Below are 14,922 nucleotides of genomic sequence, written 5' to 3' on the forward strand. Positions count from 1 at the left end.
CCCGCCGGGAGGGGCGGGCCCTCCGCGTTCAGCCGGCCTCGGTGACCTTGCCGTCGGCGACCTCGATCCGGCGCGTGGTGCGCACCGCCTGCAGCATCCGCCGGTCGTGGGTCACCAGGAGCAGCGTCCCCGTGTACGCCTCCAGCGCCGACTCCAGCTGCTCGATGGCCGGCAGGTCGAGGTGGTTGGTCGGCTCGTCCAGGACCAGCAGGTTGACCCCCCTGCCCTGGAGCAGGGCGAGACCCGCGCGGGTGCGCTCGCCGGGCGAGAGCGTGGTCGCGGGCCTCAGCACATGAGCGGCGCGCAGGCCGAACTTGGCGAGGAGCGTGCGCACCTCGGCGGGCTCGGTCTCGGGCACGGCGGCGCAGAAGGCGTCCAGCAGGCTCTCCGTGCCGTGGAAGAGCTTGCGCGCCTGGTCCACCTCGCCCACCACGACGCCCGATCCGAGCGAGGCGTGGCCGGTGTCCAGCGGCAGCCTGCCGAGCAGGGCGGCGAGCAGCGTGGACTTGCCCGCACCGTTGGCGCCGGTGATGGCGACCCGGTCGGCCCAGTCGATCTGCAGGGTGGCCGGTCCGAACGAGAAGTCACCCCGGGAGACGACGGCGTCGCGAAGGGTGGCCACCACGGAGCCGGAGCGCGGCGCGGAGGCGATCTCCATCCGCAGCTCCCACTCCTTGCGGGGCTCCTCGACGACGTCGAGACGCTCGATCATGCGCTGGGTCTGCTTGGCCTTGGCCGCCTGCTTCTCGCTGGTCTCGCTGCGGAACTTGCGGCCGATCTTGTCGTTGTCGGTGGCCTTGCGACGGGCGTTCCTGACGCCCTTCTCCATCCATCCCCGCTGCGTCTGGGCACGGCTTTCGAGCGCGGAGCGCTTGTCGGCGTACTCCTCGTACTCCTCGCGGGCGTGCAGGCGGGCGCGTTCGCGCTCCTCCAGGTAGGAGGCGTACCCACCGCCGTAGAGGTTGATCTGCTGCTGGGCGAGATCCAGTTCCAGGACCTTGGTGACCGTACGCGTCAGGAACTCACGGTCGTGGCTGACCACCACGGTGCCGGCCCGCAGCCCGGAGACGAAGCGCTCCAGGCGTTCCAGACCGTCGAGGTCGAGGTCGTTGGTGGGCTCGTCGAGGAGGAAGACGTCGTAGCGCGAGAGGAGCAGCGAGGCCAGTCCCGCGCGTGCGGCCTGCCCGCCGGAGAGGGCGGTCATCGGAAGGTCGAGGCCGACGGTCAGGCCGAGGTCGGCCGCGACCTCCTCGGCCCGCTCGTCCAGATCGGCGCCGCCGAGCGCGAGCCAGCGCTCCAGGGACTGCGAGTAGGCGTCGTCGGCACCGGGTGCTCCGTCGACCAGCGCCTGGGTCGCGGCGTCCATCGCGGTCTGGGCGTCGGCGACCCCCGTGCGGCGGGCGAGGAACTCCCGTACGGACTCCCCCGCGCGGCGCTCGGGTTCCTGCGGGAGGTGGCCGACGGTGGCGGTGGGCGGGGAGAGCCGGAGCTCGCCCTCCTCGGGCCGGTCGAGTCCGGCGAGCAGGCGGAGCAGCGAGGACTTACCGGCGCCGTTGGCTCCCACGAGACCGATCACGTCTCCGGGCGCGACGACGAGGTCGAGTCCGGTGAAGAGGGTGCGGTCACCGTGTCCGGCGGCGAGTTCCTTGGCGACGAGAGTGGCAGTCATCAGGGTGCCGATCCTAACGAACGGGACCGGTGGCCCTCGGTCGCCCCGGAGCGCGAACGCCGCCCCACCCTGACGCCCGGCGGGGCTCGCAAAGCCATCGCCCCGGGTCGGGACACGGAGCGTTCTCGGCCGGGACCATGTCCGCCGCGGTCCTCCCGATGCTGCACGAGGCGACCCGCGGGCTCCTGCCCGTCCCCGGCGTGCTGCTCCGCCGCAACACCGCCCGCCCCCGCCGAGCCCGCGACCGACCACCGCCAGACGCAGGCCACAACCCGTCGTACACCGACCCGCAGGCCGCAGACTTCCACGCACCCGCACCCTCGGCGGCATCATCAACGAGTACCGGCACGCGGCTGGACCCGCAGCGACGACTGTACGAGCCGCGCAGGTTCTCACCTGGGACCACCGCGGTCCGGTCCTGTTGTCCCCGGCCTCCCGGCAGGAGGAGATCGACCGACGCTTCTTCGCCGTCGTGACCGACCTCATCGGCAGCCCTACGGAACCGATCGACGAGACCGGTGCCATCGCCTGGCGGACTCGCACGACGCCGTGGGGCGCGACCGCCTGGAACCGGGCCGGAACCGCCGACACTCCGCTGTGCTTCCCGGGCCAGTACCACGACCCGGAGACGGGCCTCCACCACAATCTCCACCACCATTACGACCCGGAGACCGGCCGCTGCACCTCCCCGGACCCGTAGGGCCTATCAGTTGTCCGCCTACTGACTCGACTGACGGAAACGAAGAGGGCAGCGGCCGGCATGGTCGGCGCGGACCGCCACCCGGTGCCACGGCCCGGCCGGAGGATCCCATACCGCTCACGCCTGCACGGAAGAAGGAAAAGATGTCCGATCTGACCCGCGCGGCGAGGGATCTCGGCAGGGCGATCGACACCGCGGACGCCGGGAGCCACCAACTCCGGGACGCCGTGCGTGATTTCACGGAGAAGGTGACCTTCGCGTCGGCGGACGAGATCCTCACCATGCTCAGGCAGGTCCTGGCGGAGGACTGGATGGCCCTGCCGCCTTGGGCGCGCAACCTCGCCTACCGTCTGGCCTGCCTCCAGCGTTCGGACGATCCGGACCTGCTCCGCGAGGCCGCCGCCGACCTGCTGTGCTTCGGACCGGACTGGGACGACGAGGCGGAGGCCCTCAAGCGCCGTGCGGCGGAACCGGAGTGACCGCGCGGTGGCGAAGGCGGTCCCTCTCGTTGCGAGGCCCGCTCGCAGCCGTCCGAGGGGCTCCGATCACCCACGCGAACGTGATGGGGGCAGAATTCCGCCGAGGGGCGGCTTCACGGCCCCCGCCGAGCAGGTGAGACGGACAGGGTGGTGCCCTCCATGAAGATCACCGTTGACCGGTGGACGGCGACGGTGGCAGGCGATCCGCTGTCCGTCGTCCCGCGTTTCGACTTCCGCGAGTTCCACGTGCGCGTCGCCGAGTACGCGAGTGTCCAGGAGCGGTCCTCGCCCGGCTGGCTCCGATGTGCCGGTCCTCGGAGATCCGGGACGGCGCCGGGCCGCCGAACTCACCGGCGATGTCCTGGGCGGCTGGCCCATGGGTATGCGGCTGATCGTCCGGAAGGAACGGCCGCGGCCCGGACCGGTCCGTCCCGGCCCCGCCGGCCTGTCCGCGGCCTCGAACGAACGCACACCCCGCTTCACGGTGTACCTCCCAGGGATTTCACCGGACTTGGCCAAGGCTCCCAGGCCGGGAATTGCACCGCTCACCCGTACGGATCCCCTGCCGCGCACCCGTCCGTCACGGGCCGGGCGGCCCGCCGAGCGGCTCGGTCTAGACTCGCTCAGCGACCCTCGTCAGCGCCCGGCGGCTCGAAGGGAAAAGCGTTCCGTGCCCATCTACAACAACCCGGTCATCAGCGGATTCCATCCCGATCCGAGCGTGTGCCGGGCCGGTGACGACTACTACCTGGTGTGCTCCAGCTTCGAGTACTTCCCCGGACTGCCGGTCTTCCACAGCAAGGACCTCGTGCACTGGGAGCAGATCGGCAACGTGCTCGACCGCCCCGGCCAGCTGCCGCTGCCGCTCCCGGGTGCCAAGGCGTCCGGCGGCCTGTACGCTCCCACGATCCGCCACCACGACGGCCGTTTCTGGGTCGTCAACACCAACATCGACGGCGGCGGCAACTTCGTCGTCTCAGCCGAGCGGCCCGAGGGGCCGTGGAGCGACCCGGTGTGGATCGATCTGCACGGGATCGACCCCGATCTGGCGTGGGAGGAGGACGGCACCTGCTGGTGCGCCTTCTCCGGGCCCGCGGGAGGCATCAACATGGCCAGGATCGACCCGTTCGGCGGGGAGGTGCTGGAGGGGCCTTTCCCCACCTGGTCGGGCAGTGGCCTGAAGTACCCCGAGGCGCCGCACCTCTACCGCATCGGCGACTGGTGGTACCTGCTGATCGCGGAGGGCGGCACCGAACGCGGCCACAGTGTGTCCATCGCCCGGAGCCGTTCGCCGCGCGGCCCCTGGGAAGGTGCGCCCGCCAACCCCCTGTTGTCCCACAGCGGCACCGCCCGCTCCATCCAGAACACCGGTCACGCCGACCTGGTGCAGGCTCCCGACGGCAGTTGGTGGATGGTGTTGCTCGGCGTCCGGCCCCGTGGCTTCACACCCGATGTGCATGTGCTCGGCCGTGAGACGTTCCTGACCCCGTTCGAGTGGGACGACGAGGGCTGGCCCGTCGTCGCACCCGTTCCCGAGAGCCACGCGGCGCCGGGCGGCTCCTGGCACCCCGTACCGGAGCCGCCCGGTCGCGACGACTTCGACGCGTCCGTACTGGCTCCGTACTGGGTCTCGCCGTTCGCCCGCCCGGAGGGCTCCTGGTCGCTCACCGAGAATCCGGGTTGGCTGACCCTCCGGGCAACCGGAAACACGCTCGACCGCCCCGGCTACACCTTCGTCGGCCGCCGCCAGCAGCACCACGACTGCCGTGTCACCGTTTCGATCGACCCGGGCACGGGACGCGGTGGACTGGGCGTGCGCCTGGACGAGGCCCACCACTACGAACTGGAGGTCGGGAACGGAGAGGCGGGGGTCGTCGCCCGGATCGGTCCGCTGCGCCAGACCGTGGCCTCCCGGCCGGTCCCGCCCGGGCCGCTGACCCTCACCGTCACGATCCGGACGTCCGATCTCGTACCCGCGTCGCCCGAACTCACCGACGGCGGGACCACCGGCCCGGACACCCTCGCCTTCTGGGTCGGCGACCCCGACGCCGAGGACGCCCGGCCGCTCGCCGAACTGGACGGGCGTTATCTGTCCACGGAAGTGGCCTGCGGGTTCACCGGCCGTGTCATCGGCATGTACGCCACCGAGGGCGTGATCGCCTTCGACTGGTTCGAGTACGCCCCCGTCTCCGTACCCTCCGCCTGAGGGTGGGGGCGGGTGTCCGGCCGGGGCGGGGCGGCGCCCCGCCCCGCGGGCACCGCACCCCGGCAGGCCGTGGCCCCGGCGCGCGTACCGGTGACGGCCCCACCCCTCGTCCCGGACGGCCCGCTCGCTGGATAGCCTGTCCGCATGTCCCCCCGACCCGTCGGCTCGCGTCCGACCTTGTCATTGGTCGCCGAGACCGCTGGTACGAGTGTCCCCACGGTGTCCAAGGTGCTGCGCGGCGGAACCGACGTCTCGGCCGAGACGCGGGCGAGGGTGATGGAAGCCGTGCAGGCGGTCGGCTACACCCGCCGGGGCGGAGCCAAGATCGAGAGTGAGCGGGACGAGAGCGGTCCGGCCAACGTGCTCACCCTGGTGGTCTCCCACTTCGAGGGTTCGTGGGCCAACCTGGTGACAGCCGGCGTCGGGCGTGAGGCGGCGGCGGCCGGACTGGACGTGGTGCTGACGCTTGCCGAGCCGCACACCGACTGGGCGACGCGGGTCTTGAGAAGACGCAGCGTGGGCACCGTCGCGATGCCGGTCGACCCCAACTCGCGGCACTTGCACGCCCTCTACGCGGCAGGCGTCCCCGTGGTGCTGATCGACCCGATGAGCAAGCCGCCGTCCGGAGTGGCGAGTGTCGGCGTGGCGAACTGGGACGGGGGCCGCATGGCCGCCGAGCACTTCCTGTCCCTCGGCCACGTGCGGCTGGGGGTCGTGGCGGGTCATGCCCGTCACCTCTACAGCCGGGCGCGCGTCGACGGGTTCCGCGCGGCTGCCGAGACGGCGCCCGGCGGCACGACCACGGTGTCCGTGGTGCACGGCGGGTGGGACCGCTCCAAGGCGACCGCCGCCACCCACACCCTGCTGGACAAGGACCCAGGAGTGACCGGCATCTTCGCGTGCTCGGACATCATGGCCCTCGGCGTCTACGACGCGCTGACCGCCCGGGGCCTGCGCGTCCCCGAGGACGTCGGCGTCATCGGCTTCGACGACCTGCCCGAGGCGCAGTGCGTCACCCCTGGGCTGACGACCGTCAAGCAGCCCAGCGCCGAACTGGGGGCCGCGGCGGTCGGTCTCCTGCTCGACCTCTCCCGGAGGGGGGCCGAAGGCGCCCGCCGCCCCGTCCGCATGGAACTCGCCACCGAACTGGTCGTCCGCGCCTCTTGCGGCCGTGCTCCGGCCGCCACGGCGCCGCGCCCGTGAGCAAGGGGCGCTCCGGGGACGCGGATCCGGCCGCAGCGCCCCCGGCTCCCGGCCTTCCCCGACGGCCGCCGGTGACCGCTGCGCGGGGAGTCGTGCGCCGTCCTCAGCCCTTGGCGGCAGCGGCGTTCGTGTCCTTGGCGATGTCGGCGCCGGTGCCCTTGCCGGCCATCAGGTTCACGACGGCGGTGTTCATGGCGTTTCCGACGTTCTGGCCGTACACGGTGTCCAGGAACATCATCGTGTAGGAGGCCTTGTTGAAGGCCTCGAGCGCCGAGACGTTGTAGGACTCGGTGACGACGTCCTGGGCGGCCTTGTTCACCGGGATCGTGTAGAAGGCCTTCGCGTAGGCCTTCTGCTGGTCCTTCGTGACCAGGAACTGGAGGAAGCCGAAGGCCTCCTTCGGAGCGTCCTTGGACAGGGAGTAGCCGCCACCGCCGCCCATGAGGGCGGTCGGGTCGCCCTGGCCGCCTTCGACTGCGGGAAAGGCGAACCACCCCAGGTCGGGGAGCGACTTCTTGTCCGGGGTCAGGCCGGCGATCACACCGGGCTGCCAGGTGCCCATGAGTTCCATGGCCGCCTTGTGATTGGCGACCATCCCCGCCGACGAACCCGCGCCCTGCTGCGACGGGGTCGTCAGAAAGCCCTTCTGGAAGGGTTCGACCTCGAGGAAGTCCTCCAGGTCCTCACCGGCCTTGGTCCAGCACGGGTGGTCGAACGTGAGTGACTCGGCGGCCTTGTTCATGGTGTCCTGGCTGCACTCGCGTACGGCGAAGTTGTAGTACCAGTGTGCGGCCGGCCACGCGTCCTTGGCCCCGACCGCGATCGGTGTGACGCCGATCTTCTTCAGCTTCGCGACGGCGGCCTCGAGTTCCGCCATCGTCTTCGGGGGCTCGGCGATGCCCGCCTTCTCGAAGAGGTCCTTGCTGTAGTAGATGCCCTCGGGCTGCGTGTCGGTCGGCATCGCGTAGACCTTGCCGTCGATCGTGTTGCCCGCGACGGCCGCCTCTCCCGTGTTCGCCCTGTCGGTGGCGGTGAGCTCCAAGGCCTGGATCTGGCCGGCCTCGACCATGGCCCGCATCTTGCCGCCGCCGCGCTGAAGGAAGATGTCCGGCGCGGTGTCCGAGTTGAGGGCGGTCTGGAGCTTTCCGTCGAAGTCCTCGTTCTGGATCGCCTGGAGCTTGATCGTCACGTTCGGGTGCAGCGAGTGGTACTCCTTCACGGCGGCCTTGAAGTACTCGTCACCGGGTCCGGGCATGGCGTTCTCCCAGAAGGTCAAGGTGACCTTGCCGTCGGCCGAACCCTCGCCGCCGGTGTCGCCGCCGCCCGCGCAGCCGGTGGCGACGAGCGCGATGCCCAGTCCCACCGCGGCAGCCGTCTCCCAGCGTGTCTTCCTCGTCATCGTGGAACTCCCTGATCGGTTGCCATGGAGACCACAAGCCCGCGGTTTTTGCGCAAACTAATGGCCACCCGTCAAGTAGCGGCAATGTCTACCGCGTTGAACAAGGTGACTACCACCCAAAGTTTGCGCAGATTGCTGAATCGTTACTGGACCGGGCGGCGGTGGCGCCCCAGGCCTTGACACCGTTTTCGGCGGCTCCCTAAGGTGCGCAGAACCTCTCGCGGAAGCACGCCCCCAGCAGCCGCACCCCGCAGCAAAGGACCGCCTCCACCATGCGGATCGTCGTTTCCGGCCGGCCGACAGCCCGACTCTCCGACGCCTGGCGTCACTGCGTGGGCACCGGCCGGCTCGACCTCGCGCTGCGGCGTGACTACCAGGACTCGCTCGGCCTCGTGCAGCAGGAGATCGGGTTCCGGTTCATCCGTGGGCACGGTCTGCTCAGCGACGGGATGGGCATCCACCGGCCCTACCACCACGCCGGCGGGCGGCACGTGCGCCACGCCTTCACCTACCTCGACCAAGTGGTGGACGCCTACCTGGAGAAGGACATCGCGCCCTTCCTCGAACTCGGCTTCATGCCGTCCGGGCTCGCCTCCGGCGAGGACACCGTGTTCTGGTGGAAGGGCAACGTCACTCCTCCGCGCGACGAGAGGGAGTGGGCGGACCTCGTCCGCGCCGTCCTCGGACACCTCGCCGACCGCTACGGCGTCGACCAGGTGCGCCGCTGGCCGATCGAGGTGTGGAACGAGCCCAACCTGGCGCCGTTCTGGGCCGCCGACCAGGACGCGTACCACCGGCTGTACGAGGTGACCGCGCTGGCCGTCAAGGAGGTCGACGCCGAACTCCAGGTCGGCGGGCCGTCGTTGGCACCCGGTTACCAGGACGAGTGGATCCAGCGCTTCGCCGAATTCGTCGAGGGCCGTGACCTGCCGATCGACTTCGTGAGCCGCCACGCCTATTCCTCCGGCCCCGAACACCATGTGCCGTTCGGAACGCATCAGACCCTCATGCCGGCCACGGCACTGCTCGAGCAGTTCGGCGCCCCTCGCAAGCAGTTGGCGGGCACCGGGCTCGCGGGCCTGCCGGTGCACATCACCGAGTTCAACTCCTCCTACCGGCCGGACAACCCGATCCACGACACCGCCTTCCATGCGGCCTACCTCGCCCCGGTCCTGGCCAAGGGCGGCGACCACGCGGACTCCTTCTCCTACTGGACCTTCAGCGACGTCTTCGAGGAGACGGGCATCCCCACCGCTCCCTTCCACGGCGGCTTCGGCCTGCTGACCCACCGCCAGATCAAGAAACCCACCTACCACCTGTACGCGTTCATGGCCGAGATGGGCGAACAGATCCTTGCCCGAGGCGAGGAGTACCTGGTGACACGGCACGACGACGGCAGGGTCACCGTGCTGGCCTGGGCGCCGGCCGACCCGGCCGGCGGCGAGCCCGTCAGCGGTCACACGGTCCGGCTGTCCCTGCCCGTCGGCGCGCCGGACGTACGCGGCTCCGCCTACGCGCGCCGCCGCTCCGTGAGCGAGGACGCCGGCAACGCGTGGGCGGCCTGGTGCGAGATGGGGCGGCCGCTCGCCCCTGGCCACCGCCAGCTCGAGGCGCTCCGCGAGGCCGCCGAACCCGCCGGCTCGCATCGAAGCATCCCCGTCACCGCCGGGCGAGCGGACGTGGACCTGGTCCTGGGCCGCAACGAGGTGACGCTGCTCGAACTCACCCCGGTCGTCGACGAGACGCCCGAGTGGTGGAGTGACGACCGGCTCTTCGGCCTCGGCACCGAGGGTTCCGAGACCGCCAGGGCGTGAAAGTCATCAGCATCACAGGCGTAGTGCTACCGTCCGGCGTTTCCTGTGGGAAGCCGGCCTCGGCCCAGCACCACGCCGCCATTCCGCCCGCCGCGAGTGGAGCCAGTTCCTCAAGGCCCAGGCCGGTGGCCTGCCCGCGACGGACTTCTTCCACCTCCACATAACCGGTTTGGAGCGCCTGTACGCCCTGTTCGTCATGAAGGTCCGCACCCGCACCGTTCACGTCCTCGGCGTCACCGCCCACCCCGGTGGTCGCGGCCTCGGCGGATGGTTTACGGCGCATCATGGCTCCGTCTTCTCCTGGGACGGGCTTGGCAGCCGTTGTACGGGACTCTCCGTCACCACCGAATGTAGGGACAGGGCCGATCACCGTACGGACCCGGCGAGACCGAAGGGCGGCGCCCCTACTGGGGGCGCCGCCCTTCGGTCTCGCGCGGTGCCTCTTCGTCAGAGGTGCGGTGTCCGCTCAGTACGCGCTGTTGACATTGTCGATGGAGCCGTACTTGTCGGCCGCGTAGTTGGCGGCGGCGGTGATGTTGGAGACCGGGTTCCAGATGTCGTTGGGGGTGCCTTCGACGTGGTAGGCCTCGAACGTCGGCGGGATCACCTGGAGCAGGCCCTTGGACGGGATGCCGTTGATGGCGTTGATGTCCCAGTCGTTGATGGCCTTCGGGTTGCCCGAGGACTCACGGATGATGTTCTTGTGCAGCCCGTGGTAGGTGCCCGGGATGCCCTTCTCCTGCATGATGTCGAGCGACTCGCGGATCCAGCCGTCGAGGTTGTCCGGGTAGTCCTTCTTCTCGGACTTCTCGGACGACGCCGGCTTCTTGTACGCCACCTGCTGGACCTCGACCCGGTCGGCGGAGCGGCTGACCGCGTCACCGGCGCGCTCGCCGACGGCCTTGTCCGCGGCGGCGGGCAGGATGGTGGCGGTGGTGGCGGGCGCGGGCTCGGCGGCGGCCTGGGCCGACTGCTGGTCCGCGGTCGCGGCGAGACCGAAGGTGGTGGACGCGGCGAACGCGGCGAAACCGCCGACGATGCCCATCTTCCGGATCTTGGCCATCGTGGGGACGGTGAAGGTGGAGTTACGCATGGGGGCACCTCTTCGACTTGGCGCGGAAGTCGCTCCTCGGTCGGTGTCCGCTCACGGCGGACCAGGGGGTGCCCTCATCGGCACGGGGGTGCCGCGGTCGGATGACGCGGCTTGCTGAGCGACGAGTGCAATTCTTAGCGGCGGCGAAATCGCAAAGCAAAGGTGTGACCTACGACGCCGGATCGTAGAGCATTACCGGACAATCCGCGCAAAAGGTTCATCTTTCCCGCTCAAGACGCATCGACCACCCGCTCGCGCCCTCTAACTTCCTTCGTACGTGACGCACGCCCCGTGCCTGCCCTCACAAACGCGAGGCTCCGTCGTCGCGTGGAGTTGCCGAAGCAATGCCCTCCGTCAGGGTGGGGCGCGGACGTAATTGTGCTCCGGACGACGCGCCCCATCGACGCCGCTGTCGACCAGCTCCAGGCCGAGGGGCAAAAGATCCGGGAGGAGGTCGTCGCCCGGATCTCCGTCGCTGTGGTCCACGGCCTGGCCGCGGGACTCGACCTGATCAGGGCACTGGAGGAGCGACCACCGCGTGGCCCGCCACCACTGGCTGCTCGCCACCCGCGCCCACCTCCTTGTCACTCAGCGGATCGATGACGCCAGGAGCGGCAAACGCACCACCCCGGCGAGCCTCACAGAAGCTGAAAAGCGCAGACGACCACCGTCACCAGGACAGAGAGGAAAGGGGAGGGCCGAGAAGCCGCTCACGGAAAAAGATCATCGAGATCGCGAAAAACCTCGGAGAGGTCGCACAACGACTACGGAGCGCCGAATCCAAGGCCAAAGCGGCTCTCTACGAAGCTCTGGGGATCACTGTCCGCCACGAAAACGCGATGAGGACCGTGACCGTCAGATCGAGGCCCTCGCATGCGTATCGTCGGAGTGCGTGTCCGAGGTCTGAGTTGCCCGCCACGATGCGCTCGTGGTCGCACAGGGAGATCTCGATCTCGATCCAGGGGCAGCCGTTTCCGCGGGGCGGTGACTCAACCGATCACGCAGCGGTTGGTGAGGATGGTGTCGTCGGCTGACGCTCCCGGGCGCGAAGCCTGCCCCACTCCCGCCCCGAACTCGACCGCCACCGGCATGCACTGATCTGGTCCTGGTGGCGACGCCGCCACCAAGCCACCGCCCGGCGATGCCGCTACCGAAGAAGAACCAGCTCAGGACACTGATTCTGACTGGAGTGCTAAGCGGGCCGTCGGCCGGATGTCAGTCAGCTGACGGAGGCTGTCGGCACGGCAGCCGAGCCATTCTCGTGGAGACAGCGAAACCGCCCGGTACCCGGGCGAGCCCACGAGGAGCGGACCATGAACACCATCGCGCAGCACTGGATCAACGGACAGTGGACCGGCTCCGGCTCGGTCCTGGAATCGATCAACCCGGCCGACGGCACCGTCGTCGGCTCGTTCTACGACGGTGGCGAGGCGGAGGCCTCGGCCGCCGTGGACGCCGCCGCCGCCGCGTTCACGACCACCGAATGGGCGCGCACTCCCTCGCTCCGGGCGACCGCACTCAGCCGGCTGGCCGACGCCCTCGAGGCCCGGGTACCCGAGGTCGCGGCCATGTTGTCCCGGGAGAACGGCAAGCTGCTGGGTGAGACCACGTGGGAGGTCAGCGGCGCAGTCGGGTGGCTGCGGTACGCGGCGGCCTCTGCGCGCACCCAGACCGCCGGGCGCGCCGCCGAGACGGCACCCGGCCAGTACACCCACTCGGTGCCCGAGCCGGTCGGTGTCGCCGGGATCATTTCTCCCTGGAACTCCCCCATCATGCTGACCGTGCGGGCACTGGGCCCGGCGCTGGCCGCCGGCTGCACCGTCGTGGTCAAGCTTCCGGCTCAGACGGCGCTGACCAATGAGCTTTTCGCGCAGGTCTTGGCCTCGGTCCCGGAGATCCCGGCGGGTGTGGTCAGCGTGTTCACCGAGTCCGGCAACACCGGGGCCCCGTTCCTGGTCTCCTCGGACAAGGTCGACGTGATCAACTACACCGGCAGTACGCCGGTCGGGCGCCGTATCGCGGCCGCGGCCTCCACCACACTCAAGCGGCTCGGTCTGGAACTGGGCGGCAAGGCGCCCATGGTGATCTTTCCCGACGCCGATCTGGACATGGTGATCCCCACCGTGGTGCAGTCGCTGGTGCTGATGAACGGGCAGTTCTGCTGTACCGGCTCCCGTGTACTGGTTCACCGGGACATCGCCGACCAGGTGCGCACTCGGCTCACCGCCGCGCTCGCGCAGGTGCGGCTCGGGTCGGGCGACGACGAGAAGGCCCAGCTCGGCCCGGTGATCGACCGGGCGTCCGCCCAGCGGGTGGACGCGATCGTCGAGGAAGCCACCTCGTACGGCACGGTACTGCTGCGCGGCGGTGTGGTCACCGACGGCCCGCTGGCCGCCGGCGCGTTCTACCGGCCGAGCCTGATCGAGGTGGACCGCACCGACGTCCGGATCGTGCAGGAGGAGGTCTTCGGTCCGGTCCAGACGTTCGAGATCTTCGACGACGAGGACGACGCCGTGACCAAGGCGAATGCCACCATCTACGGCCTGGCCGCCTCGGTGTTCAGCTCGGACTCGATGAAGGCCCGCCGGATCGCCCGGCGCATCCGCACCGGCACTGTATGGATCAACACCTGGGGAGCCATCAGCGAGGACTTCGAGGAGGGCGGCGTCAAGGGAAGCGGTTACGGCTACCTGTGCGGCCCGCGAGCGATCGAGGAGTTCCAGGCCCTCAAGGTGTACGTGGAGCAGGACCACACCCAGTCCGCTCACTGATCAGATCATCACCTGGCCCGGCGCCCACCTGGGCGCCGGGCAGCCCTCCTGCGCAGGAAGGGCGCACCATGGCCTCGATTTTGATCACCGGAGCGACGAACGCTCCTGGTCTCGCTCTGGCTGAGGAGCTTGCGGAAGCCGGGCACCAGTTGCTTCCGCACGGTCGTACCCCGCAGCGATCGGTGCCGGTCGCGCAACGTTTCGGAGCCGGGCAATACATCGCCGGCCTACCCGCTTCGGCCGGGACTCAGCGACCCGCGGCCGAAGTGGCGGCACGGCACGGTCGCCTCGACGTGCTGGTCAACAGCGCGGGTGTGGCTTCACCTGGAACGGCGCCATCCGAAGCACGCCGGCAGACGGATACCAGCAGCGGCCGGCGGTGAGCCGTCTGAGCCCTGCGCTGCCCACCCGGCAACTGCTGCCGCTGTTGCGCTCGGGCAGCCCACCACACAGCGCCGACATCGCCTCGGTCGCGCAGGAACCGATGGAATCAAAACGATACGCAGCATTTCGATTGGGAGTGGTCCATGAACGAGAGAACTGTTTCTGATGCCTACGGTGCCGACGATCCTGGACTGCCGAGTCCGCCGGCAGTGACAGACATCCGGCACGCGCTCCGGGCGCAGAGCCGGAACGCGTTCGCGAACGCCGAACCCCGGCTCGGCCCCACCGTTCCGGCCGCCGTCCGGCGTTGGAAGCTGTGGCTCCTCACCGTGTGCGGTATCTACCCCACCATCGTCCTGCTGGGCCTGGCCACGAATCCTGTTCTGGAGGATCTCTACCTGCCGGTGCGACTCGCCGTACTCGTCCCGGCGGCGGCAGCAGCGATGGTCTGGCAGATCAATCCCCGACTGCAGCGGCATTTCGGAGCTTGGCTCACCAGATGACAAGCAGCCCGGCTCCGCCGCCGGTGTGCTCCGCGGCGCCCGCACACCACAGACCACTACGCAGGCTCACGGCGCGAGGCCGCGACGAGACCCGCCGCGGCGTCTCCTCACTGGAGCTCTTCTTCGACCTGTGCTTCATCGTGGCCATAGCCCAGGCGGGCGCCCAGTTGGTGCACGCCATGGTCGAGGGGCACACGGGCGAGGGGATCCTCAACTACTTGATGGTCTTCTTCGCCATCTGGTGGGCGTGGATGAACTTCACGTGGTTCGCCTCGGCCTACGACAACGACGACGTGCTGTACCGGGTCGTCACGCTGATCCAGACAGCCGGCGTGCTCGTCCTGACGGCAGGCGTCTCCCAGGTGTTCGAGGAACACGCGTACCTGGTCGTCATCCTGGGCTATGTGATCATGCGGCTCGCCATGACGGCGCAGTGGCTGCGCGTGGCGCGGTCGAGCCAGGGCCCCGAGCGGACGATGGCGCTGCGGTACGCCATCGGGCTGTGCCAGATCGGCTGGCTGGGGCTACTGGCCCTGCCGGAGGCCGGCCGCCCGTGGGTCTTCCTGGTGATGGCGTTGCTGGAGCTGGCCGTACCGCTGTATGCGGAGCGGGCCCACCCCACGCCCTAGGACCTGTCTGACAAATGATCTTGTCCGGGCTCACGGAGCCAGAGGATGAGTGCTGCGAGGTGGAGTCCGGCC

At 69.7% G+C, this 14,922-nt stretch carries 11 protein-coding genes and 1 pseudogene; 9 read left to right on the plus strand and 3 right to left on the minus strand.

Annotated elements, in window-relative coordinates:
* Nucleotides 1–28: 28 nt before the first annotated feature.
* Nucleotides 29–1,669, minus strand: a complete 1,641-nt coding sequence (locus A2U95_RS25665) for an ABC-F family ATP-binding cassette domain-containing protein (protein ID WP_166027266.1) — start codon at nucleotides 1,667–1,669, stop codon at nucleotides 29–31.
* A 331-nt stretch (nucleotides 1,670–2,000) separates the two neighbouring features.
* On the opposite strand from A2U95_RS25665, the gene A2U95_RS25670 reads away from it, so the two are divergent.
* The 4 genes from A2U95_RS25670 (at nucleotide 2,001) to A2U95_RS25685 (ending at nucleotide 6,257) form a co-directional block, all read left to right on the plus strand.
* On the plus strand, nucleotides 2,001–2,369 hold the full coding sequence (locus tag A2U95_RS25670) for an RHS repeat-associated core domain-containing protein (protein ID WP_476756112.1): 369 nt from the start codon (nucleotides 2,001–2,003) through the stop codon (nucleotides 2,367–2,369).
* 143 nt (nucleotides 2,370–2,512) lie between these two features.
* Nucleotides 2,513–2,848: a hypothetical protein gene (locus tag A2U95_RS25675; protein WP_166027268.1), complete on the plus strand. Its 336-nt coding sequence runs from the start codon at nucleotides 2,513–2,515 to the stop codon at nucleotides 2,846–2,848.
* Nucleotides 2,849–3,518: 670 nt separating this feature from the next.
* Nucleotides 3,519–5,054: a glycoside hydrolase family 43 protein gene (locus tag A2U95_RS25680; protein WP_166027282.1), complete on the plus strand. Its 1,536-nt coding sequence runs from the start codon at nucleotides 3,519–3,521 to the stop codon at nucleotides 5,052–5,054.
* 144 nt (nucleotides 5,055–5,198) lie between these two features.
* A complete protein-coding gene (locus A2U95_RS25685; protein ID WP_166027270.1) occupies nucleotides 5,199–6,257 on the plus strand; it encodes a LacI family DNA-binding transcriptional regulator in 1,059 nt (352 codons plus the stop codon).
* Nucleotides 6,258–6,360: 103 nt separating this feature from the next.
* Here A2U95_RS25685 and A2U95_RS25690 read toward each other — a convergent pair whose 3' ends face one another.
* A complete protein-coding gene (locus A2U95_RS25690) occupies nucleotides 6,361–7,656 on the minus strand; it encodes an ABC transporter substrate-binding protein (protein WP_166027272.1) in 1,296 nt (431 codons plus the stop codon).
* Nucleotides 7,657–7,928: 272 nt separating this feature from the next.
* Between A2U95_RS25690 and A2U95_RS25695 the strand changes: the two genes are divergently transcribed.
* A complete protein-coding gene (locus A2U95_RS25695; protein ID WP_166027274.1) occupies nucleotides 7,929–9,470 on the plus strand; it encodes a GH39 family glycosyl hydrolase in 1,542 nt (513 codons plus the stop codon).
* Between the two features lie 466 nt (nucleotides 9,471–9,936).
* Here the strand turns inward: A2U95_RS25695 and A2U95_RS25700 are convergent, their stop codons facing one another.
* Nucleotides 9,937–10,563, minus strand: a complete 627-nt coding sequence (locus tag A2U95_RS25700; RefSeq protein ID WP_166027276.1) for a transglycosylase SLT domain-containing protein — start codon at nucleotides 10,561–10,563, stop codon at nucleotides 9,937–9,939.
* A 1,313-nt stretch (nucleotides 10,564–11,876) separates the two neighbouring features.
* On the opposite strand from A2U95_RS25700, the gene A2U95_RS25705 reads away from it, so the two are divergent.
* The 4 genes and pseudogenes from A2U95_RS25705 to A2U95_RS25720 all read left to right on the plus strand — a co-directional run.
* Nucleotides 11,877–13,334 (plus strand): aldehyde dehydrogenase family protein, encoded by a 1,458-nt coding sequence (locus tag A2U95_RS25705; RefSeq protein ID WP_206283062.1) that lies wholly within the window; start codon nucleotides 11,877–11,879, stop codon nucleotides 13,332–13,334.
* A gap of 68 nt (nucleotides 13,335–13,402) precedes the next feature.
* Nucleotides 13,403–13,717 carry an SDR family NAD(P)-dependent oxidoreductase gene (locus A2U95_RS33845; protein ID WP_206283063.1) on the plus strand — a complete coding sequence of 105 codons (315 nt, stop codon included), beginning with the start codon at nucleotides 13,403–13,405 and terminating at the stop codon, nucleotides 13,715–13,717.
* Between the two features lie 144 nt (nucleotides 13,718–13,861).
* Nucleotides 13,862–14,221, plus strand: a complete 360-nt coding sequence (locus tag A2U95_RS25715; protein ID WP_166027279.1) for a putative antibiotic biosynthesis monooxygenase — start codon at nucleotides 13,862–13,864, stop codon at nucleotides 14,219–14,221.
* Nucleotides 14,218–14,844: pseudogene (locus A2U95_RS25720) on the plus strand (low temperature requirement protein A); the annotation flags it as partial. The gene A2U95_RS25715 and the pseudogene A2U95_RS25720, both read left to right, overlap by 4 nt.
* Nucleotides 14,845–14,922 lie beyond the last annotated feature (78 nt).

It is taken from the genome of Streptomyces chilikensis (assembly GCF_001642695.1).
Lineage (GTDB): Bacteria > Actinomycetota > Actinomycetes > Streptomycetales > Streptomycetaceae > Streptomyces > Streptomyces chilikensis.

Coding starts and splice junctions, on each gene's coding strand:
- A2U95_RS25695 (WP_166027274.1), top strand. CDS start 7,929: ATGCGGATCGTCGTTTCCGGCCGGCCGACAGCCCGACTCTCCGACGCC.
- A2U95_RS25690 (WP_166027272.1), bottom strand. CDS start 7,656: ATGACGAGGAAGACACGCTGGGAGACGGCTGCCGCGGTGGGACTGGGC.
- A2U95_RS33845 (WP_206283063.1), top strand. CDS start 13,403: ATGGCCTCGATTTTGATCACCGGAGCGACGAACGCTCCTGGTCTCGCT.
- A2U95_RS25685 (WP_166027270.1), top strand. CDS start 5,199: ATGTCCCCCCGACCCGTCGGCTCGCGTCCGACCTTGTCATTGGTCGCC.
- A2U95_RS25700 (WP_166027276.1), bottom strand. CDS start 10,563: ATGCGTAACTCCACCTTCACCGTCCCCACGATGGCCAAGATCCGGAAG.
- A2U95_RS25665 (WP_166027266.1), bottom strand. CDS start 1,669: ATGACTGCCACTCTCGTCGCCAAGGAACTCGCCGCCGGACACGGTGAC.
- A2U95_RS25705 (WP_206283062.1), top strand. CDS start 11,877: ATGAACACCATCGCGCAGCACTGGATCAACGGACAGTGGACCGGCTCC.
- A2U95_RS25675 (WP_166027268.1), top strand. CDS start 2,513: ATGTCCGATCTGACCCGCGCGGCGAGGGATCTCGGCAGGGCGATCGAC.
- A2U95_RS25715 (WP_166027279.1), top strand. CDS start 13,862: ATGAACGAGAGAACTGTTTCTGATGCCTACGGTGCCGACGATCCTGGA.